Source organism: Candidatus Poriferisodalis sp., from assembly GCF_965214215.1.
Classification (GTDB): Bacteria; Actinomycetota; Acidimicrobiia; order Acidimicrobiales; family Poriferisodalaceae; genus Poriferisodalis.
In genome coordinates, this window is sequence record NZ_CBDCBD010000003.1 from 149,381 (window position 1) to 173,163 (window position 23,783).

At 62.2% G+C, this 23,783-nt stretch carries 14 protein-coding genes; 3 read left to right on the forward strand and 11 right to left on the reverse strand.

The features are described 5' to 3' along the window. Positions 1-41: 41 nt before the first annotated feature. Entirely contained in the window at positions 42-1,661 is a 1,620-nt protein-coding gene (locus ACOOF5_RS03310) for a class I adenylate-forming enzyme family protein (protein ID WP_420436597.1), read from the forward strand. A gap of 219 nt (positions 1,662-1,880) precedes the next feature. Here the strand turns inward: ACOOF5_RS03310 and dpdD are convergent, their stop codons facing one another. Genes dpdD through ACOOF5_RS03365 form a run of 11 tightly spaced genes read right to left on the reverse strand, consistent with a single transcriptional unit; the run spans position 1,881 to position 22,689 of the window. Continuing rightward, positions 1,881-4,031 (reverse strand): protein DpdD, encoded by a 2,151-nt coding sequence (dpdD, locus tag ACOOF5_RS03315; RefSeq protein WP_420436599.1) that lies wholly within the window; start codon positions 4,029-4,031, stop codon positions 1,881-1,883. Further along, complete coding sequence (gene dpdK / locus ACOOF5_RS03320) at positions 4,022-4,543, reverse strand: phospholipase D-like domain-containing protein DpdK (protein ID WP_420436601.1); 522 nt, start codon at positions 4,541-4,543, stop codon at positions 4,022-4,024. The genes dpdD and dpdK overlap by 10 nt, the downstream gene beginning before the upstream one ends. An 11-nt stretch (positions 4,544-4,554) precedes the next feature. After that, positions 4,555-8,943: a protein DpdJ gene (gene dpdJ, locus ACOOF5_RS03325; RefSeq protein ID WP_420436603.1), complete on the reverse strand. Its 4,389-nt coding sequence runs from the start codon at positions 8,941-8,943 to the stop codon at positions 4,555-4,557. 13 nt (positions 8,944-8,956) lie between these two features. Then, a complete protein-coding gene (locus ACOOF5_RS03330) occupies positions 8,957-9,694 on the reverse strand; it encodes a hypothetical protein (protein WP_420436605.1) in 738 nt (245 codons plus the stop codon). Further along, the gene (gene dpdH, locus ACOOF5_RS03335) at positions 9,691-12,708 is read right to left on the reverse strand and encodes a protein DpdH (RefSeq protein WP_420436607.1); all 3,018 of its coding nucleotides are present in this window, start codon (positions 12,706-12,708) and stop codon (positions 9,691-9,693) included. Before dpdH ends, ACOOF5_RS03330 begins: the two co-directional genes overlap by 4 nt. Next, positions 12,705-13,628 carry a protein DpdG gene (dpdG, locus tag ACOOF5_RS03340; RefSeq protein ID WP_420436609.1) on the reverse strand — a complete coding sequence of 308 codons (924 nt, stop codon included), beginning with the start codon at positions 13,626-13,628 and terminating at the stop codon, positions 12,705-12,707. Before dpdG ends, dpdH begins: the two co-directional genes overlap by 4 nt. 11 nt (positions 13,629-13,639) lie before the next feature. Then, positions 13,640-16,246, reverse strand: coding sequence for a protein DpdF (gene dpdF, locus ACOOF5_RS03345; protein WP_420436611.1), 2,607 nt, complete (start codon positions 16,244-16,246; stop codon positions 13,640-13,642). Continuing rightward, entirely contained in the window at positions 16,215-19,322 is a 3,108-nt protein-coding gene (gene dpdE / locus ACOOF5_RS03350; RefSeq protein ID WP_420436613.1) for a protein DpdE, read from the reverse strand. Before dpdE ends, dpdF begins: the two co-directional genes overlap by 32 nt. A gap of 3 nt (positions 19,323-19,325) precedes the next feature. Next, a complete protein-coding gene (gene dbpB, locus ACOOF5_RS03355; RefSeq protein WP_420436615.1) occupies positions 19,326-20,483 on the reverse strand; it encodes a DGQHR domain-containing protein DpdB in 1,158 nt (385 codons plus the stop codon). Further along, complete coding sequence (gene dpdA, locus ACOOF5_RS03360; protein WP_420436617.1) at positions 20,483-21,739, reverse strand: tRNA-guanine transglycosylase DpdA; 1,257 nt, start codon at positions 21,737-21,739, stop codon at positions 20,483-20,485. Before dpdA ends, dbpB begins: the two co-directional genes overlap by 1 nt. Beyond that, positions 21,736-22,689, reverse strand: coding sequence for a hypothetical protein (locus ACOOF5_RS03365; protein ID WP_420436619.1), 954 nt, complete (start codon positions 22,687-22,689; stop codon positions 21,736-21,738). Before ACOOF5_RS03365 ends, dpdA begins: the two co-directional genes overlap by 4 nt. Before the next feature lie 371 nt (positions 22,690-23,060). On the opposite strand from ACOOF5_RS03365, the gene ACOOF5_RS03370 reads away from it, so the two are divergent. Both ACOOF5_RS03370 and ACOOF5_RS03375 read left to right on the forward strand, forming a co-directional pair. After that, positions 23,061-23,423, forward strand: a complete 363-nt coding sequence (locus ACOOF5_RS03370; RefSeq protein WP_420436621.1) for a type II toxin-antitoxin system RelE/ParE family toxin — start codon at positions 23,061-23,063, stop codon at positions 23,421-23,423. Continuing rightward, on the forward strand, positions 23,420-23,761 hold the full coding sequence (locus tag ACOOF5_RS03375) for an XRE family transcriptional regulator (protein ID WP_420436623.1): 342 nt from the start codon (positions 23,420-23,422) through the stop codon (positions 23,759-23,761). The genes ACOOF5_RS03370 and ACOOF5_RS03375 overlap by 4 nt, the downstream gene beginning before the upstream one ends. Positions 23,762-23,783: the final 22 nt, after the last annotated feature.

The window sequence follows — 23,783 nt, forward strand, 5'->3', positions numbered from 1 at the left end:
TTCCACACGGTCTGGACATCGCCGGTAACTTCCGCAGCGACATGCTGCAGCCGATCACCGTTGCCGACGGCGTCGCCACCAACGCCCGGTCCTTTCCGGACCGGTGTGCGATCGAGGTGCTCGACCCCCGCACGACGGGAGACGTAGAGCCGGTCGAGTCGTGGACGTACGGCGCGCTCTGGGGCCGCACCGAGGCCTTGGCAGATGCGCTGGGTTCCGTGTCCGCAGGCGCTCACGGGCCGATGGCCGGACTCCTGCTGCCGAACGGCGCCGACCACGCTGCCGCCTACCTCGCCTGCCAGCTCGTCGGCGCTGCTGCAGTGCCGGTCAACAGCCGGCTCGCCGAGCCGGAGATCCGCTACGTGCTGGAGGACTCGGGTGCCTCGGTGCTGCTCTCGGCCGAGCCATTCATCGACATCGCTCGCCGGGTCACTGGCGACCTCGGCATCAAGCTGATCGACACTGCCGAGATTCCCGCCTCAGCACCGATGAGGTGGTCACGGCCGATCGGTCCGTACGCCGACAGTGATCGCCGCAGTGGCCGGCTGGTGCCGAGCACTGCGCCCACCGAGGTCACCACCGACCAACGCGCAGCGATGATTGCCTACACCTCGGGCACGACCGGTTTTCCCAAGGGAAGCATCAACACCAACGCGGGGTTCCTGGCACGCCTGATGCACTGGAGCTGGACATTTGGGTTGACTGCCCGCGAGGTCGTGTCGACGCCGGGTCCGATGTTCCATCTGTCCTACGGCGGACTGACATTGGCGCAGCTCGTGGCCGGTGGGCGTGCCCGGGTGATGACTGCATTCGAGCCGCAGGCCGCACTTGCCGAATACTCCCGCCGTAGCTCGTGGGCATTCCTCGTGCCCTCGATGACCGCCGCAATTGCCGAGGTATGGCGGGGAGCTGGGCGACCGCCGCTGAAAGCGTTGCGGTACCTGCTCTCCGCAGGTGCACCCGGACCGATGTCCCTGCTCGACGAGGCGTTCGACATATTCCCGAATGCGGAGATCACTGACGGCTATGGATGGACCGAAGCCGGCTGGGTGACCTACGACATCAAGGACCGCTCGGCGCTCGTGCCCCATTGTGTGGGAGGGCCGACGCCGGGCTCAGTGATCAAGGTGGTTGACCCCGAGACCTGCGAGGAGGTTGCCGACGGCGTTGCCGGGGAAGTGGTCGCCTTGTCGGTGGTGCCCTTCGAGGGCTACCTGGGACGGCCCGAGGCCACGGAGGCGGCGCACACCCCCGATGGATTCGCCCGCTCGGGCGACATGGGCATCATGGCCTCCGACGGCCGGCTGGCGATTGTGGACAGGGTCAAGGACATGATCATCAGCGGCGGCGAGAACGTGTACTGCGCCGAGGTTGAGCGAGTGCTCGTCGAGCATCGGGACATTGCCGAAGCGGCCGTGGTCGGACTGCCCGACGAACGCTGGGGCGAGCGCGTCCTCGCGGCCGTGGTGCCTCACGAGGGCAGCCGGCCCGAACCGGTTGAGGTGATTGCCTTCGTGCGCGACCGGCTCGCCCACTACAAGTGCCCACGGGAGTTGATGGTCGTCGGCGATCTGCCCCGCAATGCCATGGGCAAGGTGCTCAAGCCGCTTCTCGCCCAGCAATTCGGCCCGAACGCCCACACATCGTCCAGCAGCACTTGATTCTCGCCGCCAAAGGAGACGCACTTCGGGCTGGCCTCCAAAGGGACGGCTACGCCGACTCGGGTGAAGCCGTGCGCGAGGAAGTCAACCGCGACCTCGTGCTGGGTGTGCCAGATGCTGACTTCGCTGGCGCAGACACCGCCACTCGGCACGTTCTTGCCGAACATGAAGTCGGGATCGTTGGGCATGCGACGCAGCGCTGCCCGTGCTCCATGGACTTCAATCAGCGTCGGCAGCACGCTCGAGGAGGCCACGCACGAGCGATGTCGCCCCTCGGCCGTTCACCCTCAGCAGCTTGTCGCCCGGTCCTGCCGCTGTCTCCAGCGCTGCGACGGCCGCATGCTTCGCATGACTGGTTTGCACAACGACCACATCGCAGTTGCGGGCCATGGCTTCGAGTCGGTCGCTGTTGACGTGGTCATGCGCAAGCGTGACGTTGGTACCAGGCCATTGTTCCTCAATCCACTGGCTCGCTCGCATCGCCGCCGACTCCGCCAGTGAGTAGATCCCAACACGACGGAATGGACGCTGGCGGCGGCGGCCTTCGCCGCTGACGGGGTCAGGCGCCGGCACCGGGAAGTCCAATCCCGCCGCGGTAAACAGCTTTGCAAGCAGGATCACCTCGGTTCCCGTCAGGCGGTCGAACCACTGCACGGCAACGCTGTGCGCAGCCGCCACCAGATCGCGTCGAAGCACTTCGTCCGGCACGGTCGAGAAGAGCAAGACATCCAACGCCTCGATCAGCCAGTCGGCTTCGCGGCTTCCGAGACCCGAGAGCACCCTGTCTAGCGCTGTCGCAATCTCGGCGAATTCGCCTGCTGAGCAACCGGCACGCAGAATCTCTTCAGCCAGCCGCAATCCAGCGCGCCGTTCGCTGCGACCGCCGTCGCCTTCCAGCATCACGTCCAGGACGGTGACGGCCGGCTCCACAGCTCCGGGCAGCAGACCATCCGGGTCACAGAGCCACTCGACCAGAATCGGAAGCCCGTTACGGGTCCGGCCACGCTGATCACCCGCGAGAGCGTCCACCAAAGCCAGCACCATGCCGTCGGCCCAGCCTTCGTCCAGCATGGAAGTTCGGTCCCAGCCAGCTGCCCACTCGCTCAGCACGTCGGGCCGGTCGGGCCAGTCGCCTGTCAGCCAGTCGTGCCAGTCGCGAGGCACATGCTGGCCTGCGTTGATGTCCACCAGTTGCTGGTACAGGTTCCGCTCTACGGCACGTTCAAGCAGCAAGTGTCGCGCCGCGCCGTCCAGCCCGTCCACCAGAGCGACAGCTCGTGCCGCCGACTGCGCGTCTCCCAGATTGAACGCGGCATGCAGGACCGAGACCGCATCCTTGTCGTTCAGAGATGCACCGCCAGCAAGATCCAATGCAGCCTCGAAGTCACCACGCAGGTAGAGCCCCGTAATCGTCGCTTGGGCCGGCGTGGACGCGACACTGGGGAGGCGAGCCAAGACTGCTGCGACGACGGGATCGGCATTCCACTCGGCCTCCAACGCCTGGCACACGGCATGTCGGGGTTCTGCCGCCAGCGACTCAGACAACGCCAAGCAACGCGCTGCGGCCACCGAGTCGACCTGGCTGGGGTGCGACACGAGTCCTGGCCATTCGTCCTCGACAACCCCGGCGACCTGCGCCCAATCCACTACGGAAGCCGCGTCGCCACTCAGCCGTGGGGAAATGAACAGCGCATCGGCGGCCCGAGCCAAGTGCCCTGTAACCGCAGGCGGGCGCCGGAACTTCGCAATGTCCTTCAGATCCGGATCTTCACGCATCTCAAGCGGCGAACCGAGCGTCCCGATGAGGTGCACTCTCAGGAACTTGACGTTGGTTGCCGAAAGCAGACTCCGCGTCCTGATCTCGTCTATCGCAGCCTGCGCAGCCGTCCTGTCACGCGCCCCCAGGGCTGCGAAAAAATCTCGCAATACGCGCCCCACGGGACGTGGCACATCCATCTCGCGTTCCGGCGCGGATTGCCACACGTCAAGCATCGAACGGACGTTGGTGCGAGCTTCGCTGCGCCAGGTCGATTCGACATCGATCCTGAGGCACACGCCGTCCGGCGTGGTACGGCAAGCGGCCTCGTCCAGAGCGTCGCCGCCGGGTCCCACCCGAATTGCGCGACTCCCGACCGGTGGCGCAAGCCATGCCTGTACCTCTTCGGCCAGTAGCCGCCCCTCCCGTGAGTCTGGCGCGAGTCCGTACCAGCGGGTCGTTCCTGCGGCCATCGCCGGTAGCAGTGTTCGCTTGCCAGCAGCCAACCTCGCTGCGAGCGTCCGCACCAAGCCAGCCGCTTCCTCGGAGAGCGCAGCGAGATCCACCTCATTGGGCGGCCGATAGAACGCTGCTACGTCGCTGCTTATGTCCATTGCGGCTCGCCCCAGCGCTGCTTATAGGCGGCGCGCGTGCGAGCGACCGTGTCGGGGTCGCGGTTCAGATGGACCGATTCCTCGAGACGTCGCAGGCCGTTGTAGGTGAGGTTCATCGATCCGCTCAGCAGCACCTCGTCGGCAAGTATTCCCTTCTCGTGCAACTCGGCTGACTCGCAGACTCGCAGCTGTCGCTCGGCCCCGATGCTCTGCGCCTTGCCGCGGATCTGGTCCACGAACGCCAAGTTGTGTGCATCTGGTCGGCACGCCACCACTACCCCGCCGCCCCGGACCAAGTGAAGCTCAAGCACTTCACCAAGCCGCAGCCATCGCTTGGCCATCGTCGGCAGCAGACCGCGGAACCGCCCGGAGCGGTTGTCAATCAACTGGACGTCGGAAATCCATGGCGTCACGATCCACAGCGGCCGACTGGGCAGCAGCAGTTCCGCCACGAAGAAGCTCGCGAGTGCATCCGCCAGTTCCTCGCGCGACGCGAACGCAGCGGTTCTCATGCTCCTTACGGTCATTGCTGCGCCTCCCGCAGGTCGACCATCAGCCGCACACCGGCGGCCGAGCGCTCGACTCCCACCACCCGCGGATAGAACTCGAGCACGCCGACCACCGTCGGCGCAGCCATCAACTGACCGATGGCTTGCGCCGCACCTTGATCGTCGGCACAGTGCACTACGGCTGCGCCGAGTTTCCGCAGGTGGCCATCCAGCCGATCCCGCCATGATTCCTCGTCGAAATCGACTGCTGGTGGCGATACCACCACCAAATGCTCCACCAGCAGACGCTCGGTCGAGGGCAGTTCCATGTACGGGCTGTACGCCGCGAGGCTGGCTGCACGAAGCCGTCCACCGCGTGGCCACAACAGCCCCACCAACTGGCCAACGGCCCAGTCGTCGCCATCGGAGCCTCCGGTGACAATCGAGGCGAGCGCGACCCGAACGTTGCGCTCCTGAGCCGCCAAGAAGGCGAATACTCGCAGCTCGATCTCGATCCCGAGGTCCGACTCAAGACGATCCCACCTTTCCAGAAGGTCCGTGCACAGGCGTTCCACCGCTTCGTCACTGCCGGGGCGCAGTAGCCGCGTTGCCAGCGCCCCCAGAGTCGACTGGTCGACATCGATACCGTGCGCGAAGAGCGCCAACCGCAGACTCGCCCATGCCTCAGTCACCGACCGGAGACCGTCGGCGCTGCGGATGCTGCCAATCTCCTCTCGGAACCCGCCTCGGCGCCGTTCTTCGAGAAAGAGACGCAGGTTCGAGTCGACACGCTCACCTTCACTCGGCCCGAGGATGCTCGAGACCACCGCCCAGAAGCTGCGCGGATCCTCGTTGATGCGATCCACCACCGCTTCGATGACCCCAGTGCCGCCGGGCTGATCCTCGGAGATGGTGATCTCGGCAATCGGTTCATCTGCCCGCCCCGCCTCAAGGTCCAGATCAGGCCGCAGGTCTTCCACATCGAGGTCTGGGCATGTCGCCTGCATCGCTTCTATGAGTCCGGCAGCCACTGTGGATGCGAACCGGCCCTGCACCCATGTCAGAGCGGTGGCGGGCACCGGTCGAGCGAGCGCCGCGAGGTGTTGGCACAGTCTCGCCAGCAACGCCGCATCATCGAGCGCCGATTCGACATCGGCGACCAAGCGCGGCGCATTGTCCACCGATTCAGTGCCGTTCTCAGTCCCTCCTGCGGCTGCTTCGTCATCGGAATCCGAGTACTCCGGGGCATAGACAGCGCCGAATACCGAACGCGCCGCTTCTGTCATCGATGATCGAAGTCGCCGCGCCTGTGGCAGGCGAAGCTTGGCTGGGCCACTGCCCGCGCTCGCAGTAACCACCGCCGAGACAGCCAACTGCACCAGCCATTTCCGGAGAAACACAGACGGTGCACCGGCAATGATGGCTGGGTCTGTGCATACCAAGTGCTCGAAGAATGCGGTGCGGAGCGCCCGATCAAGCCCAAGGTCGCCGCCATGCGGCATCTCAGACGGCAGCCGAAGCCTCACTCGCACAGCGTCCACATCCATGGCGAACCCGACCGCGGCATCACTGCCGTCGACGGTGACTGAGTGCTTCGTGGGAGCAACCTGGGCTGGGTCTCGTCGCTCGACTTCGAATGTGCACCCGTATCGCCAGACGGTCAACGGCGAGCGGCCACGGTGAGTGTGCGCTTCCACTCGAGCGACATGCTGTGCCCATTGGTTCCCTTCGGGCATGTCGAGGACCGCGGGAGTTCCATGGGCCTGAAATGCCACCTTCCAGTGCCAACGTCCGTAGGCAGTGTCAGGTGTGTTGCCCGCAGGCGTCGTCAAAGCGATCTCCCGCGGCTGCACGATCGCGTGCTTCACGCCCGGCGCGTCATCCACCTCAAACCAGTCGCCGCAGAAGTCCTCGACGGGCAATGAGCGTTCCGCGGAGGGAGGCGGCTTGACCCACAGGCGCTGGAAGCGGCCCCGCAGTGCGTAGCGATAACTCACGCGTCCAGGTGCGTGCTCTCGCATCGCCTGTGCGATCGGCACAGTGCCGACCTCGCCTGATTCCCCATTCTCTTCTCGTCGCCGCAGCTGCACCTCCGGTGTCTGGAGCTTCGAGAACAGGGCTTGCGGCAAGAAGTCGTTCATCGGATCGGTCGCTTGCCGGCCGTGCGTGTCGCCAGCGGGATGGAGTGCAGCCTGAAGGCGTCGAATGATCGTGGGCAGCACGGTCGTGACGATCGCGCGGGGGTGATCCCATAGCACCGCTTGCACCTCGGCATCGTCCAAGCGCAGCGCGCGGCCCAGTTCCCTGCCCATCTGCTCGATTCGATCCGGCTTCAGGAGATCGCGTGCCTCGCGAAGCACTCGCTCTGCCTGGCTGGCTTTCGAATCGCTAGGCCCATGCTTGAGCAGGTTGCGGATCGCCACGCCGCCGCAGGCCATCGACAGATGGTCCAGCAGCCACCAGGTGGCCTGCATCTTGAGGATGACACGGTTTCGCAGCGGCAGGCGCACCGACTCGAGTCGAGGGTCGAACAGCGCCTCGTAGGACTCGAAGGCCAAACGGTCCCGTCCGTAGTCCGACAGCACCACGGCAGTCCACGGACGCATTGACGGGTCGCGTCCGGCCCGTCCGCGACGTTGCAGGAACTGTGCGCCATCGCGAGGTGCCTTGTGCTGTATCACGGCACCCACTTCAGGGTCGTCGAAACCGACCTCCAGCGACGCCGTCGCCACTACGACATCGCTGTCCTGGTCCACCCCGGAATCCTGCGAGGTGGTTCGCCCCACCTGCACCAACTTGTCGAGCGTCTTGAGTGCCTCCGCCGCCGACCACATCTGGCCTTCGTCGTAGCGGCCGCCGTCTGCGCCTTCGCTTGATCGCAGCAGCGCCAAGCTACCGCGAGCCTTGCGGTCAACGCCATTCGCGGTCCAGCCCTCAGCATCGGTCAACTGCGAATACAGGCGGTTGACCACATCGAGATGATCGGTGAAGACGAAGACGCGCGAGCCGAACGCACCCGAACTCGGCTGCCCGGGCGAGCGGTCAAGCATTCGGCGCAGCAGCATCGTGACTTGAATCGTCGTGGACAGCAGCGCTGTCTGCGATGCGGGGTCACCTCGCAGCGCCAACAGGTACTCGCGCCCCGCCTCCTGCATCTGATCCTCGGCCGGGCGCACGACGTGGACATTGCCTGCCTCAGCCCCGATGAGCTCAGCGAAGAAGCCGGCGGGATCGGCCAGCGTGGCCGACAGGCCCACGACATGTCCGGGATCCTCCATCGCTGCAAGCCAGCGCCGGATCAGGTTTGCCACTTGTGCGCCATGGGTGCTGGAGTAGGTGTGCATTTCGTCCAGCAACACGAACTCCGGTGAGCGGCGCGCATCTCCCACGAACAGTTTGCGGCGGCGGGTGTCGCCAAGGTTCCTGTTGACCATCTCCGTGGTGGTGAACAGGATTTCCGGAGGCCGTGATTGAAGTTCGTTGCGAGTGAACACCAGACGTGTCACGTCAGCAGAGCACTTGACACAGCGGAGCAAACGGCCCCGCTTGTCCGTCTCGGGCCACACAAGTTCGCCGTCGCAGCCATCACGGAGGCACTTCAAGAACGGTGCCACCAAGCCGCCCTCGCGGATTTTCCACTGTCGTCTAGGGTTCCGCCGCGCATCGTTACGGCCGTCGGGTGTTGCGCCGTAGAGCACCCCGACGTTTATCTGCCCCGCGTCTGACTCATCGAGTGCAGCGATGGTCTCCAAGCATGCGCGCAACTGGTCACGCAGCAACTCCACACGCGGATAGATGGCCACGACGCGCGGCACACCGACGGGTCGAGGGTTGGCAACTATGTGTGCGAGTGCGGGCACATAGAACGCCAACGTCTTGCCAGCACCCGTACCAGCAGCAATACAGGTGCCCCCGCGCCGACCGGCGCGTGCCAAGAGCCCCGCGGCCGCCTCCAGTTGGAATTCCGACGCGTGGCGATTGCCGAAGATCGCCCGGACGACTCGTTCATGCTCAGGCCGCCAAGCATCTACGAGCCGACCAGCCAGTCGGCTCACAGCGCTGTCCACACTGAGTTCGCGTCTCGGCACCGACCGGGCACGAGACAAGAACCTCAGATCCGACACAAGGCTCGGCGCGTTGCGCCAGTCGCGTCCGTGGAACCACTGTCGCAAACTGGCGGCCAAGCGCACAGTCTCAGCCATGCGCGTGCGATATTGCGCGTGGATCATCCCGTGTCCGAATACCAAGCCTGAGCGTTCCAACTCGTCGAGAAGGTCCTCGGGATCAACGGAGGGATCGAACTTCTCGAGCAGGTTGAGCAGTTCATCCTCGGCCAACGATCCGGTCGTCACGCCCCACGACAGCAGCGGCAACTCACTGGCTTCCAGATCACTGAGAACGGCCAACAAGCGCTCACTGGTCATCTGCACTGCCTCATCAGTACCGACGGACCACGAATTCGCCCAGCACGCCCGCCTCTCGCAATGAGGTCAGCATTTCCTCAGTCAAGTCTTCCAAGGGAAAGCCGTCCTTGGAAGCCGTTCGTTCGAGCACCATCTGCACTTGGGGCGGTAACTCCGCTTGCGCTCGCTTCAGTTCTTCGAGCACTGATCGCAGTTCACCGCCGAGTTCCCGTATCCGCACCACGCAAGCCTCAAGGCCGTCAGCTTCGAGTCCTGTCTGTATCGATCCGAGATCACGCATCGGGTTCCTGCCGATTGCAGTCTGGATCTGAGACGCAATGCGCCTCGCTCGGGCTACTTTGACCGGAGGCCCGGCCAAGCCCTGCAGGCCGTCCTCGCCGATCAGCGCCGACAAATCTTCAAATTCGGCCTTCCACGCCGATAGTGCCCACCTCGCAAGGCTTTCTTCAATCTTCTGTGCCGAACTGAGCAGAGTCACAGCAGGTTGTTGCTGCACGGCGGCAGCGTTGTGCTGCGTCAGTGCTGATCTGAAGCCGTCGACCGCTTGGTGGAGGCGTGCCTTGTCCAACTTCGGCCGTTCGTCCAGTCCGAGCACATCGCTCAGCATGGCAAACATTTCGAGGAAGACAACACGATCACGCAGTTGCGACAGAAGCTCCGATGCCTGCTGCTGTAATTCCAAGTGTTGATCGTCAATCTGCGAAGCCTCAACACGTAGCTTCAGCGAGCCAGCACGCTCATAGATGTTCATTGCGTGATATCGCTGGCAGCGTTGAGCAGGCTCGCCAGTTCTTGTTCTATGGCCGCAACGATCGTTGTCAGATCATCGGAAACATCTGAATCAGTTGATCGTGTGGACAGACTTCTCTCGATCGTGTTCATCATACGTATCGCTCGCTTGACGAATTGACGCGCGACACTCACGTCGCTCGGCTTCTCTCCGGAGAGGATCTGAATGCGTTTTGTGAAAGTGCACTCGGCTTCGATCGTTTTGGTGGCATCACGAAGTGAACGCAACACTTGGTCAGACTCGGCGTTGAGTATCCCGATATCGGCGAGAGCGTCAAGATCTTCGAAGTGGCCCGCTCGCAGCGCTGCGACATGGAGTTCGTTCACCAGTTCCGCCTGCTGCTCAAGTGACTGGTCACCCTCGAGCATCGGCGCGGCACCCTTCACATTGTCACACAGGTGTTCCCATTCCACGTCGATCGCGCGACTGACTGCTCGTAGTAATCGGGAGACTGCTGCATCCGATGAGGTCATGTCTCCGCCCTCCAGTCGTTCCACCACCTTCTGGACATGCGGCAACATTCGATCTGCTCGCAATGCTCGGACCGCACCTGTTGTCCCACGAGATTCGCCAAAACAGGCTTCTACCACTGGCCGCAGCCTCAAGTATTCTTCTTCAGCTTTGGCGATTGCCTTCACCCACTCAGGCGAACGACGGTCACGATCAGTGGACTCCAGCGGTTCGCAAAACATGAGACTCAAGTAATCACTTGATCGTCGGGCGCCAGCACAGTATCCGAGCATGAGCGACGCCACCAAGAGACCCTCCACAGCCGCGGGCGATTCCGACGCAGCGATTCTGTGTAGCGCGGTTGTTGTGGACTCGGTCCATTCTTCGAGATGCTGTGCTAAGGCGCGACGGCGCTCGTCATCGTACGGGTCGTCCGCTTGAAGATCTGCGCCATGAACGATCAGTCCAGTGAGAGCGACCGCCGTCGCTGCGTTGCGCCTCACCCTGATGATCGCCTCCGCTGGGTCTCCTTGCGCAGTCAGCGCTCCCTCGATGTAGATGGCGCGTTCATGCTTGAAGTGCTGGTCGACTAGTTCACCACCGAGGTGAAATGGTACCCCGTGAAATCCTACCGCATTCAAGACAGCACTGTGGATGAACTTCTTCAGATCATTCGTAACTCCAAGACTGAGGTCTTTCTGCTGACCGCTCCAGGCCTCTAATTCTTGATATGCACGCAACCTGTTCGGCTTCAGTCGTTCCTCGAGTATCTCGAGGCTCGGCCTGTCCGATCTACTACGGTCTGTACCCGCTTCAGTACTGGGTTTCGGGGCTGTTTTTCGCCGCTTGCTGCGCACTTCTGGGTGACTTAGGGGCGCTGCTAAGCCGAAGGCATTGAGTACCATAGACTCAGTTTCAACTCGATCTTCCGCCCAGTAGCGCAGTAACGTGGCATATTTTTCTGCTTCGCCACCGTACTCAGACCGCAGGCGCTGCACTATTTCTGAACGCACTGGCGTGCTGCTGCTATTGAAATCGGCCAACAGTTCTTCGGAGGGAAACGATCCGGACCTCAATTCCACCCTACTGAGCGGCAGGAATTTCTCGACTATCACCTTGACCACTTGGCGAGGATCAAATCGCTGTGTCGAGAGACAACCGACCAGTCGGTCAATGGCGATCTGATTGAACGGGTACAATCCGTAACCCTCGCTGCTCGCCCCAAAACCTGCATGGCATATCTCATGGTGGCCGCATGTATGGCATGCGTTCGCCAGCGGGACAGTATCAGTGTGCCGCGCCCAATCAGCCTCCAACTTCTCAGGGTCCATTCGGCATGCATTAAGGTAGCGGCCCAAGAACGAGAGAACTTCAACTGGTTCGATTCCGTCAGACCCGTAGGTGAAATCCAGCCAGTACGCGTCATCACAGCGCGTGCGCACGGTGTCAAGGTTGTCAAAGTGACCCTGGGTAATAGCAAAGAAAACTCTCAAGTTGCAGAGTTCCTCGCCAGTAGACGACGCCGGCTCCACTATCGCGTCGAGAAACTCTCGTTCGACACCGTGCAGCACCGTAAGATCTTCAATGAACAGTACCAGCTGTTTGCCTTGTTGGCGTATCGCTCGCCGAACATCTCGGAATACTGCAACAAGATCAATATTGTTCGACAGGAACACTCGCTTGACGGCCTGCGGCAACGCATCATTGATAATCTCCAATGCCACGCGACGCATATCAGGTAGGTTGCCCATGCTCAAGAGCGTGGTTCTCGCGGTAGGAGTTACGTTGCCGATATCGTCAAACGCCAATGGCAGGTCGCTTCCTGCAATATGCACGGCATCGTCATCGAGACCGTCGTCATCTTGTCGCCCGCTTTGCGCGAGTCCGATCAAGCGCGGGATGACAGCACCCGGGGAAGTGAACCGCTGCCGGACTATCGGGTCGTGAAATACATCTGGCAGAGTTGCACGAAGTTTGTCTCGCAACTGGGCATCGTGCGGGTCTAGATTGGTTTGATCGGTCCGTTCCTCTGCAACGATCAGCGCGAGTTCATCCAGCAGTCTTTGCCCGAGCGTCGTGTCACTCTCGGAATGCGCGGGCGCGAGCTCTAATGCCTCACGCGCTGCATCAATTATCGGCCCTTGCATCCCCGCAATTACGAGTTCCACTACGCGCCGAATACTGGTCTGATTCTTGGGGAGATAACGGGTAACCCACTCCGAAGTGTCACGAGTCTGCTCGTACACCCAGCGGACCAGGTGCGACTTGCCGGTGCCAGATCCACCGACGACCGGTATGAGCCGATAGCCATCCGGGCCGATAGCGCCGCGCAACGCATCGACCACCTCGTGCTCCTCGACCAGCAGGCCTTCTGGCACCCTTCCCATTTCGATCCGCCCGCGCCTAGCCCGCAGTGGGTGATGGACAGCCCGAAAGTGGCCCGGTTGAAGCGCTGCGGCATCTCGAGGCGCAGATGCCAAAACAGCGGCGTCCGACCAGCACACGAAATTGACGAAATCACTCACGACATTGCTTCCAAGCTGATGTGCGAAACGGTCGTGCCGTCAGACAGGGTCAGCTTCTCTGCATCAGCGTGGTCCTCCAACCGGATACGACCCTCTGATCCGAGCCGCTTCAAGACTTCGGAGGTGGCGAAGCTGAGCCTCCCGTCGCCCTCAGGCGGGTCAACTCGGTGGGCATTGACGAAATCTCTGTACTCGCCGGTCTCCATTACGGGGAAACACCGACCCAGCGCGTGAACAAACGCCGGGCCGTCGAGCACCTTCGCCCCCTCGAAGACGTCCGCAAGCACATCGCGTACCGCACGCGTCGGGTCCGGTATCAGGTCACCCGAAGGCGACAGCCAGCAAAAGCCGAGCGAGCAGGCCCAGCGGCGAAACGTCCCCCAACGTTCGTTGTTGGCGATGGGCCAACCGGCCGTGCCATCACTCTCTTCATCATCAGCGTCGCTGCCAGCAGAGTGACGCCTGCCAAAATCGGCCGTCTGCAACTCGGCGGCGTTGCGTTTGCCGCCCTCATAACCCGTTGGTGCGGCTGAGGCGGGAAACTGCAGAAACCAAGCCAACGCGTTCGTCAGGTCGCGGGCGCCTTTCTGGCTGCCCCAGTCGGCCGTGTTGAGTTCCGGCGCCAACACGCGACGACGAATGTGCGAGACCATCGCCTCCGCGCTGTCGCCCGCTGGCTTCCGCGCCTCGGGTACCAACCGAATGTCGCCACCCTCATTGGTGACAAGGCCCAACTCACGCGCACAGGTCAGGTTGAATGCGACATCGTCCTGGTGCTTGCCATCCTTCGACAGGCCAGCAGGTGCCACGACATCCAGCAATCGCTCCCGCCGCTCACGCTGCCCGCGACACGCCGCCAAATGGCCAGTGATGATCACCAAGACGCTCACGCGCAGTGCGGGGGGATTCAGCAGGGCCACGTTCTCGCCTCCTACAGCAGTCGTTCTATCTCTGACACCGATCGCGCGCCGTCACACTCGTGCAACTGCAGACCGGTTCGGCCAGCCCGCGCGTTCCGGCGACCGAGCACCACGTATAGATCGGACCGATCGCTCCCATCCAACCAAGCTTGGGGCACGGTCTCGCTGTTGCAAATCAGCAGCGTCGGTACGCCGACTTCCCACAGCGGCTCAAAGTCGTCGTCGGTGCTGACCGCCACGGGCCACTGAGTTGACGACACCTGCGAGACGGCGTCAGCCAACTCGTCGGCGCGGCCAGTTGGCACTACGGCCAGGCCGATGCCCGCTGCGGTAGCCAGTCTCCCGACAATCCGCCTGAGCTTGCGCGGCGACTCAAGCTCAGCAGAATCAGCCCAGACGATCAGCCGAGGACCATATCGTCCGGGCGACGCCAGATCGCTCAGTCTCGAACCCGGATGGCGGATGCGGATCGCCCGAGCAATTGTCGATGTCGGCGGCGTATGGCGACGCCCGGTGCGCCGGCAAGAAAGACACCTGCCGCAACTCCAACCGCACGCCGTTGCCAGTTCATCCGGTGACTCGATGGTGTAGTTCCTCGCAATCAACTCGCCCGTGCAGTGATCGCCCGACAACGCCGCCACGAGGCCGGCCCATCCATCACGTCCTACTGACAGCCGCTCCTGCCGAATCGTCTCCACGGTGACCTGCCAGAATCCGTCGGTTTGATGGTCGCCGCGCAACAACCGGACCGGCAACCAACCCTGCGCTTGGCCAGTCTTCCCGTCCTCGCCGCCGACAGCGTCGACGGCACTGAATTCCCATTCCAGCGCACCCGCTCGCACCATCAGGCTCAGCGCCGCAAGATTCCATGACTCGTTGTAGTCGCTGTGCTTCGACACATTGCCAGGCACGGCCGTCGTGGGTACTCGCAGCACGTTGTTGTCGCGCGAAACCGCGGCGGCCGCCATCTTGTTCCATCTGTCGCGAGCCTTCTCGACAGTCAAGATGTTCGGTGACGCCATTCGTGCACCCACTTCGCGGTCAGCCTCGGTGGGTAGCACCAAGGACACCACCGGACGGCCGTCACGCCCGCCGCGCCCTACCTCTTGGTAGTACCGGTCCAATGTCTCCGGCATGCACGCATGCACCACCGTACGGATGTCAGGAATATCGATTCCTAAGCCGAACGCCGATGTGGCGAACACCACATCGACGGATGCCGGTTCCGGCGAATCGTCGCGTAGGGCTCGCAACACGTGCTCACGGTGAGACGATGGCGACCCCCCGTCCACCACAGCCGTGCGCTTGAAGCCGTGCTGCAGACTGAGTCTCTCTAGACGGCGAGGCGTCAGTGCCCCCGGCCGTGCGGCGCCCTCGTCCCGCAAGGTGGTGTAGACGATCGCTGGGCGAGGCAAGTGCCGCAGAGCTTCCAGCACACGGTCGGTACGGGCACTTGCCGACGCAGTCCGTGCTGCCCAATAGACGGGTTCGGCCCGCACGACGGGTGCTGCGACCTGCAGGAACGGGCCTGGCTGTCCAAACAGCGACTCCAACAGGCGCATAGTCGACTCGGTGATGGTGGCACTGGCAAGCACCGTTCGCGCCGGTGGATGGCCGCCTGCCTGGGCTTCTTTAACGAGGCGGTTCCGCAAGCCTGCGAGCAACTGGAAATGCGGGCGGAAGTCGTCTCCCCAGGACGCCACGATGTGCGCTTCGTCCACCGCTAGCACAGCGAGCCGACCGCCTTGGGCCAGGCCGATGAGCGCGTCTGCCAACGATGTCACCAGCGCTTCAGGATTCGTGAACAGAATTGGTTGGTCACCGTTGCGCAACCGGTCCCGGAACGCCCGCTTGTCCTGAGGAGGCAGATCACCGTAGTACGCCGTGGGCGGTGCCGAAGGGTGCTGCTGCTCGTAGCGATGCTGTTGGTCGAGCGCGAGCGCCACCGTTGGCACCACAACCGCCGATGTCTGACCGCGTTGCGCCGCATGTACCGCGGTCGCCAGCAATGCCAGCGTCTTGCCACCTCCCGTGGGCAGGTTCACGACCAAGGTGCTCCCAGGTGGCGCTACCAAAGCGCTGCGTACCGCGTTCCGCTGCCCGGGTGAGCGGTAAGTCTTGAAGTCACTGTCGAGCAGTTGCAGGAAAGGGTCGGCGCGTACCGACTCGTCGAGTCGGACCTGCGCTGCGCCTGAGACTTCGTGGTCGACTGGGTGCTCGGATGCTCCGTCCAGCCAAACGGGTGACCACGGCTCGGCCCAGATGCGCGTCCTTTCGTTGGGCTGCGAGTACGACGCGCTCAGCCCGAAGAGCGACCAGTCGAACTCCTGCCCAAAGGTCAGACTGCGTGGCACGTCGAGCCATGCGCGTGCTGTCGGAAGGCCTCCGACCGCCCCAAGTGAGCTATCGAGTGCCGTAGTTCGGTTCACATCGTCGCAACGCAACACCTGGCGCAACAACACAGCTATATCCGCCAAACCTGTCCGGCCCGTCGTAATGCCCGCAAGGGCGCTCGAAAGCCGTTCCGAGGGTGCAGCGCGAGCCTGGTCAGACCACCGCTCCAGCGCCTCCTGAGCTGCAGCGACGCTATGCACCGACAGATCGCATTCTGATTGCATCACCGCAGAGGATCACGCCACATCCCAATACGTCCCCGACGACCTCAAGTCGTTCCGGTACCGCGGAGGCCAGTCGCTCGAAGCCGGCACATTGACTGGCCACGCCGCTGTGGCCTGCAGCCGTTCGTGCGCGCACCACCGTCAACCGATCCTCGACTGCCTCCGACACGGCAGCAGCCGCGACGATGGGCACGTCGCTGAAAGTCGAACGTCGCTGCAGCACAGCTCTCGCGTGTTCAAGGCCCCTCGAACAGATCGTTCCCCAGTCGAGGTGGGCAGTCAGCGCCGCAAACCGCTCGGGATCCGACATCAGGTTGCGATCACCTCGCGTGTGGCTGAAGGGGCGCGTGCCTTCTGCGTCTGTCATCTCGGCGCCGTCGACTCGCACCACCACGCCTTCCACGACCGGTGGCATCGCCGCTTCGACGGTCGCCGTCAGCCAATTCGCTAGGCCATCCTCGGCCGCCACGTCCCGCAATCGGGCGTTATCCCCCGCTCGGACGAGAAAATCGGTCCGCAACAGCGGTACCGGAGGCCAGACCCCACTTGCCGGCCGCCAGAACGCGAACGATACGCCCCGGTCGGTGCGTCGCAGATGCTCGACTATGGCGTCCAGCAGGCGATGGCCCGCTCGCACGATTGGGCGGTGATGACATACAGCAGCCGCGCGCGTCAGCGCCAGTTCTTCTCCGTACCACTGCGCCATTGCCCGCTCCACCTCGAATGGCACCTGCAGCCGTGGTTTGCGGGCGATGCGGAGCGTGCCTTCGTGGGGTCTCGTCAGCCGTGCGCCGACTCCCTCGAGCCACGTCGTCAGCGCAGACGTCATCGTGCGGTCCGCATCCGCTGAACGAACCAGCCTGTTCACGTGACCGTGCTCGCCCACGGCAGCATCGAGCGAATCATGCGCGGCGATGCGCCGTGACTCCTCCGCCAGCGCCTGCTTGCGCTCTGATGCGTCTGCGGTCAGCGCATCGGCACCATCGCGCAGCACTCGCTGCAGCATCGACGCTTCCTCATCTGCCAGCGCGTACTGGAGCGACGACACCGATTGATCAAAGACGCCGCACACGTCACGCAGATGAACCAACCAGTTGCGGGCCAGCGCCTGCTCGCCGTACATCACCACCACCGACTCCACCGGCAGGTCGTTGACCGTGACGAAGCGATCACATCGCCCGATGCGTTGTTCTGCTCGAAAGGCTTGCCACGGCAAGTCCAAATGAACGACGACACTCGCTGCCTGGAGGTTGATGCCCTCCTCGGCGCTCGAGTCGCATACGAGCACCCGACAATGAGGTTGTGATCTCCACCGCTCCACCGCCTCAAATTGCTCGGCACGCGACTGGTGATCAAGATGCACCGCAACGCGGTGTCCCCCGCGACGACGCACGAGGGCATCCGCGACAGCATTGGCAACCGACGAGAACGAGGACACCGCCACGACTTTGCCGCGGTCCTTAGAGACGGCCAGACGATCCAGGGCCACGGCGAGGCGATCGACCACTGCGGGCTCATAGGCCTGAAGTTCTCGTCTCCAGTGATCTCCTTGAGTAGAGAGCCACGCGCCCAACAGCGAATCCGGTGATACCTGCGTCGGGGATCGGGCCGCACCAGCGAGCTTCAGCAGTGCCGTCGGCGGCGCACCGCAAGCCTCAGCCATGCTCGCGAACGCAGCTGCAGCCTGCGCCTTGTCAATGAGGCCGGACTCTGCCTGTTCCGCCAAGAAGATGCGGAACCCGTCCGCCAGACTGCCACGCAACCGATCGGTCTCGTCGGGAACCTCAAGAACGAAGGACTCGGCGCACCAGCGTCCGCGAACCTCAAAGTGCTCTTCGATCTTGCGCGAGCGCCGTGTGCGCAGCAGACGGTGGTGCAATCGGTAGGTCTGCGACAGATGGTCGCGGAGGCGTCGCACTGCTGGTGAGCGCTCGCCGTCGGCACACTTGACGGCGCGTTGTGCGAGCGCACCCAGCGCGGCATCGTGCGGGAGCATCTTTGTCAATTGCTCGGCATACAACGAGACATCGAAGCTGTCCAGTTCGTATGCCAGCGCTTGGTACATCAGCGCAACCTGGTCTCGCATCCGCACCCTCTGGACAAATGACTCGCTGTCATCAAGCGCGTAGTTCGCGGGGTCCAGCAGGTTCAGTAGATCAAGGAATGCAATCTCATTCGACCTCACCGGCGTTGCTGACAGCAGCAGCACCGATGCGGCACCGTGAGCCAGTTCGCGCAGACGACTGAATCTCTCCCCAGAGCCACCAGCTTGGCGAGTCAGGCGATGCGCCTCATCGACGACGAGCATGTGAACGCCGCTGTGCGGCCATGCACTCCAGTCATCGTGGGCCCCGATCATCACGGTGCTGCGGAGGCCAGCTTCGAGGTGGAACTTGCTGCTCAGTTCGCTCGCCCACTGTTCGCGCAGGTGCTCCGGAGCGAGAACCAACACCGACTGACGTGGCTCAGCACGCACGCAGCGTGCGATCAGCGCACCCGCTTCGATGGTCTTGCCCAAGCCCACTTCGTCGGCCAAGAGATAGCGCCGAGTCATATCAGCGGACACCGTTCGCACCACCGTCATCTGATGGTCGTGCAGTTCCGCAGACGACAGGAACAGGTCCTCGACCCCGCGTGCCGCTGCGGACTGGCGCTGCCACCGCGCAATGAGGTCTACCCGCGACCTGTAGATGACGGGATTGTCGCCGCCCAGCACTGCGAGCCATTCGAATGGATCATCGACAGGCTGCAGCCAACGCACCTCGAAGTCTTCAACCGAGAGGATCGCACCCTCCTGCCTCGGAAAGCTAATCGCGTATCGTCCATCTCTGTCGGGGTGTTCGCTGTCAATACGTCCGATCTTCCATCTGACGTCGTCACGCAGATACACCCGAGTGTGCGGCATCAGTGATGCCGATTCTATTGCTGCCCATTCAATCGATCTACTTACATACGGATGCTGAGATGGACCTTTGAAGAACTGCACATTCGCGCATTCGGGGTCGATCGCAGTGACTCGTCCGATTCCATAGGGCATGCCGGTGTCAACTAGCGCGCCGACAGTCTTCTTCTCCATTCGCTAAACCGACAGTTGCCCTTGATCACTTACAGCGCTCCGATACCGATCGAGTAGGTAGCGACTAAGCAACTGTATATCACGCGTCGTGTTCTGGATATCGTTCCAACTGCGCTCTGTATCGGGCGTAAAATACCAAGTCCCCTGTGTCCATTGACAGCAGTTTCGTAGAGTCTCGAGTTCATGTCGAAACAAATCTTGATCGGGCGCCTCACCCAAATCGATGTCTGGTTCTGCGATGGCGTCCATGACGTAGCCCATACTGACAATCCCAGCGCCATGCATCAAACGCGACTGCCGCGGCGACAATCCCCAAGCATCTGAGAAGACCTCGCTTACCGCTGACCAATAATCCCGCAACAATTTCAGCATGCGCTCTACATCGCCACCCATGCCTTCAGAATGGCGATAGTGGTATAGACAGCCGTCGGTCAGACTATTCTCCAGCATCCGCAGCACTGAGTTGTCTTTGACCACGCCTTTGGGCGTAGTGGGAGTGCGAATCATCCCGAAGAAAGGTGAGTCCTCGTCGAGATTCAGTCGTTCGAGCAGGAGACACGGGAACTTCTTGCGCAACAGCAACGGCGGTAGCGAACCCGATGTTGATGGCAGTAACTCGTAGATGAGGCCCTTTGGAAGTGGCTTGGTTGAATTGACCAGAATGAACTGTGCTCGCTGCTTCCCTTCATCCTCCGTCACGAATGCCGTCACACACACAGGAAAGGTCTCTACATTGGCCTCGCGCACCGCAGCCCAACGTTGCTGCCCATCCACGACCCAGCCCGGTTTCTCTTCGTCGGCTTGCGATTCGTCGATGGGAATAACCAGATGGCCTGTTCGTGTTGTCGAGTTCGACGCAGAAGAACTGTGGTCCGGTTCAAACCGTACGCGCCGATCAAATGCAACTACCATCGCGTTTGGAATCATGGGTTGTTCCGACTCGATGTAGCTGCGAATCGCATTTACATGGGACAGGATTTCCGGTCGCTGGTAACCGTCGAGCACACCATCTTCACGTCGAACACGCGACACGGTAGTGAAGCGGGGCAGCATCTTGCCATCGACAGCAAACATATACAAGCAGCTCTGCGGGGCCTGCTGCACCTCGAGCGCAGGCAAACGCAGTATCTCCTGGCCAGCAGGTACTTCAGTGGGAACCATCAGACCGACTGCCCTGTGGCTGGTGACAACTCCCGCGCTAAGCGTTGTTCGAACACATGTAGGTTGTGAAAACCGCGTCGGCGGTTGCGCTCAGCGCCTCGAAAGAGCACTACTTCAACTCCGATTGCGCGGCACACGTTGCATTTGCACGTTTCCCAAGCTCTAGATTCCAGTGTTTCTGTATATTGTGGCATCCGATCCTTCTTGTCGCCGATCAAAGCACAGTATCTTCCAATGGCCTCAATTGCTGCTGACAGGGGACTTGTACCTGCCGCATAGTGGCGGATCTCTGCGAGACAATCGCCTTCAAGTCGTCTTGCGACTCGCTGGTCCACTTCGCCAGCGTTTACCAACTGACGCAAGCGCGTATTGCCGTCAACCTGTGGCACGCGAATAGCAACGTGCGAACCACTGATTGTGTAATAATTGTCTCGTTCATCCATAAACGCTTGCACGAAGGGTGAAGTGCTGTCAAAGCTGGTCACGCCACACTGCGCGAATTGGTGCATGTAGGCGGGCCTCGTGACGCCCAGTAAGTGAAGTTGCGTGTCGCAGCGAATCTCTTCCTTGACATCGGACAAGATCGCCATTATTGCATGCGTTTTCAATGGCACCATTCCGCCCATTGCTATCCGACGATACCCGATGCTCTGCAACTGCCTTACTGATGCGGCATATGATTGTGGGCTCCATCCATGTGCCACCCCAATTGGTTCGAAGTCACATCGTTCTCTCCGATGCTGGCGCAGAAACTCCGCTGCTAGGGAGAGCGTCAACTGCTGTCTGCGCGTCCATTCCTCGGGCACGGCTGATGGCGATGTATCCATGAGGGGGTCATAGCCAAAAACTACGTGGTCAACCGAAACGCCTGCATCGAAGCGACAGCGTTGATAAAAATCGACGACTTCATCTACCGAATACGGAGGCTGATCATCACGGGCATAGGTGAATGCGCCGCAGTCACCCATCATTTCGAGGTTCTTGCCCTGCTGCTCAAGTCGGAAGAAACGCCGGACTCCCTCCCGATACAAGCGATGCCGTTGTGCTTCGGTGTACTTACCTGGCACGCCTGGCATGCCGTCCACAATGGGTTTAGAAACGAGTAAACCGTCATAGGGAGCAGGGCACAGCACCTCGTGAGCGTATCGATCATCTCGCTGCCGGACGCGAAAAGGTGAGCGTTCCTCGGAATAGAAATCAAAGCTCGGATCTATTTGATCCTGACTATCAGGAAAATAGAACTTCAATCGACTCATCGAAGCGAGACCTGCACTTCGTCGAACAAACGCCCGAACCGGTTCTGTTCGCATGCCCGTCCGCTGTCCCGGAATCTACGCAGTGCCGCGGACTTCGAGGTTTCTTCCTCCTTGTGTAGTTCGTCGGTGATCCAGGTCGCGATCTGCTCGTCGGAAGCGCTATCTCGCCGAACCTCAACTGGTCGCTCTACTGAAGCTGCTAATCGGTCAACAACCGCGCGCGCAGTGGGTACGTCTGCATGCGACGGGCCATCGTCGACCAGCGTGCAACGAGCCACTCGTACGAACAGAGAATTCAGCGCTCCGCCAACTGCGAGGCGAACTCGTGCCGGCACACGCACCCACGAGCGTTGAAGACGATCGTCGGGGCATTCGCCCGAGCCGAAGATAATCAAGCGTTCAGGTTCGGCCAGTCGGGATGCCGTGAGAACCAGATCGTCAGCCATCGCATCCACGTAGGATCGACCCGCGCATACAACAAACAGATCGTCTGAGCGCTTTGCTGCAACTGAAGCGACATCCCGATGGCTGTTCCTTTCCGAACTGAGTTCCCGCCAGTCACACAGTGCACGCCACCACGCGCGGGCGATACGTGAGGCCTGGCCGGAATCGGCCCGCCGGACTACGGAATCGGCGTGGCCGCCCGTCAGCGTCGCCCCATACGGCGCAATGTCATCGTCAGATCCGAGAAGGCCGAAACCTGCGGAGACGGCCCACAACACGCAATCGTCTCCCAGAGTGCTTCGCAAGTCGCGCGCCACATACCAAGAATTGCCCGTATACAGGTCCAGCGCTGCGACAGCACATTCGGCCGACTCCAGCCGATTCGTCCATTCGGCGGCGCGCTGCGCCGCCTGCCCATCGAGGTCTCGCAACCGGAGACCAGGCGCTGGCCGGTAACGCTTCCTGCTGGTGCAGGCGACAAGAGCGTGGACGTTGGCGGCGCTCATCGATTGCCTCTCTGGCAGTGATGTGCCGTCAGGCGCCCTGTCGAACACGCTTGCGCAATGGCGCACCCTGAGGCCAGCACAGCACAACCGTACCGATCCAGCCCAGCGGCTCGCAGGCTGCGCCAGCCCAGATCGGGCTGGCCTCGGTGTAGGTGCGGATGGCCTGCCGAGCTTCCAGCACCACGCCCGGCGTCGCGCCGAACGAACCACTCTTGAGATGCCGAACGTGGGGGTCGAACAGCCACGCGGTCAGGCATCGAACGTTAACGGCGCGCCTCGGATTGCTTCTAGCACTCCGAGGTTGGTAATCGTACCGCGGCGCTGCTGTATTCCATTTGCGTTATATGCCAAGATAGTCATACGTTGCGCCGGTGCCTTGGGAGGTCGAGTTCACCGATGAGTTCGAAACTTGGTGGAACACGCTCGCAGAGACGGTTCAGGATGCGGTTGCCGCCAGGGTCAAACTGCTCGAGGCCCACGGCCCCCAGCTGCCCTTCCCCTACTCGTCGGATGTGCGCAGCTCACGTCATGGGGCGATGCGCGAACTCAGGGTGCAGAGCGCTAGTCGGCCGATACGGATCTTCTACGCCTTTGATCCGCGACGCATGTCGATCCTCCTGCTCGGAGGCGACAAGTCCGGCGACGGCCGGTTCTACGAGACCTTGGTGCCGTTGGCGGATCGTCTCTACGACGCATACCTGCACGAGCTACGCCAAGAAGGGCTGATCGAATGACGGGGCACAGACCATTCCGGGGGCTCACCGAGCACTTCTCGCGCGAACGGCGCGACCACATCGAGAAGCTCAGCCGAGAGCTGGCCGCCGAGATGCCCTTGCACGAGCTTCGCCGGGCCCGTTCGCTGACGCAGCAGGACGTGGCCGAGGTACTGGATGTCCAGCAGCCTGCTGTGGCGAAGCTGGAGCGCCGCGCCGACATCTACGTCTCGAGTCTCCGTTCCTACATCGAGGCCGTCGGCGGCCGGCTGCGCATCGTCGCCGAGTTCCCCGACGGCGACGTGTCCATCACGAGCTTCTCCGAACTAGGCGAGGGCGACCGACCCCTCCAGGCGTGACATCACCGCACAGGCACAAGCG

Excerpts from the sequence above, each read along its gene's own strand:
- ACOOF5_RS03310 (WP_420436597.1), top strand. The coding sequence starts at position 42 with ATGCTGCAGCCGATCACCGTTGCCGACGGCGTCGCCACCAACGCCCGG.
- dpdD (WP_420436599.1), bottom strand. The coding sequence starts at position 4,031 with ATGGACATAAGCAGCGACGTAGCAGCGTTCTATCGGCCGCCCAATGAG.
- dpdK (WP_420436601.1), bottom strand. The coding sequence starts at position 4,543 with ATGAGAACCGCTGCGTTCGCGTCGCGCGAGGAACTGGCGGATGCACTC.
- dpdJ (WP_420436603.1), bottom strand. The coding sequence starts at position 8,943 with ATGACCAGTGAGCGCTTGTTGGCCGTTCTCAGTGATCTGGAAGCCAGT.
- ACOOF5_RS03330 (WP_420436605.1), bottom strand. The coding sequence starts at position 9,694 with ATGAACATCTATGAGCGTGCTGGCTCGCTGAAGCTACGTGTTGAGGCT.
- dpdF (WP_420436611.1), bottom strand. The coding sequence starts at position 16,246 with ATGCAATCAGAATGCGATCTGTCGGTGCATAGCGTCGCTGCAGCTCAG.
- dpdE (WP_420436613.1), bottom strand. The coding sequence starts at position 19,322 with ATGGAGAAGAAGACTGTCGGCGCGCTAGTTGACACCGGCATGCCCTAT.
- dbpB (WP_420436615.1), bottom strand. The coding sequence starts at position 20,483 with ATGGTTCCCACTGAAGTACCTGCTGGCCAGGAGATACTGCGTTTGCCT.
- dpdA (WP_420436617.1), bottom strand. The coding sequence starts at position 21,739 with ATGAGTCGATTGAAGTTCTATTTTCCTGATAGTCAGGATCAAATAGAT.
- ACOOF5_RS03365 (WP_420436619.1), bottom strand. The coding sequence starts at position 22,689 with ATGAGCGCCGCCAACGTCCACGCTCTTGTCGCCTGCACCAGCAGGAAG.
- ACOOF5_RS03375 (WP_420436623.1), top strand. The coding sequence starts at position 23,420 with ATGACGGGGCACAGACCATTCCGGGGGCTCACCGAGCACTTCTCGCGC.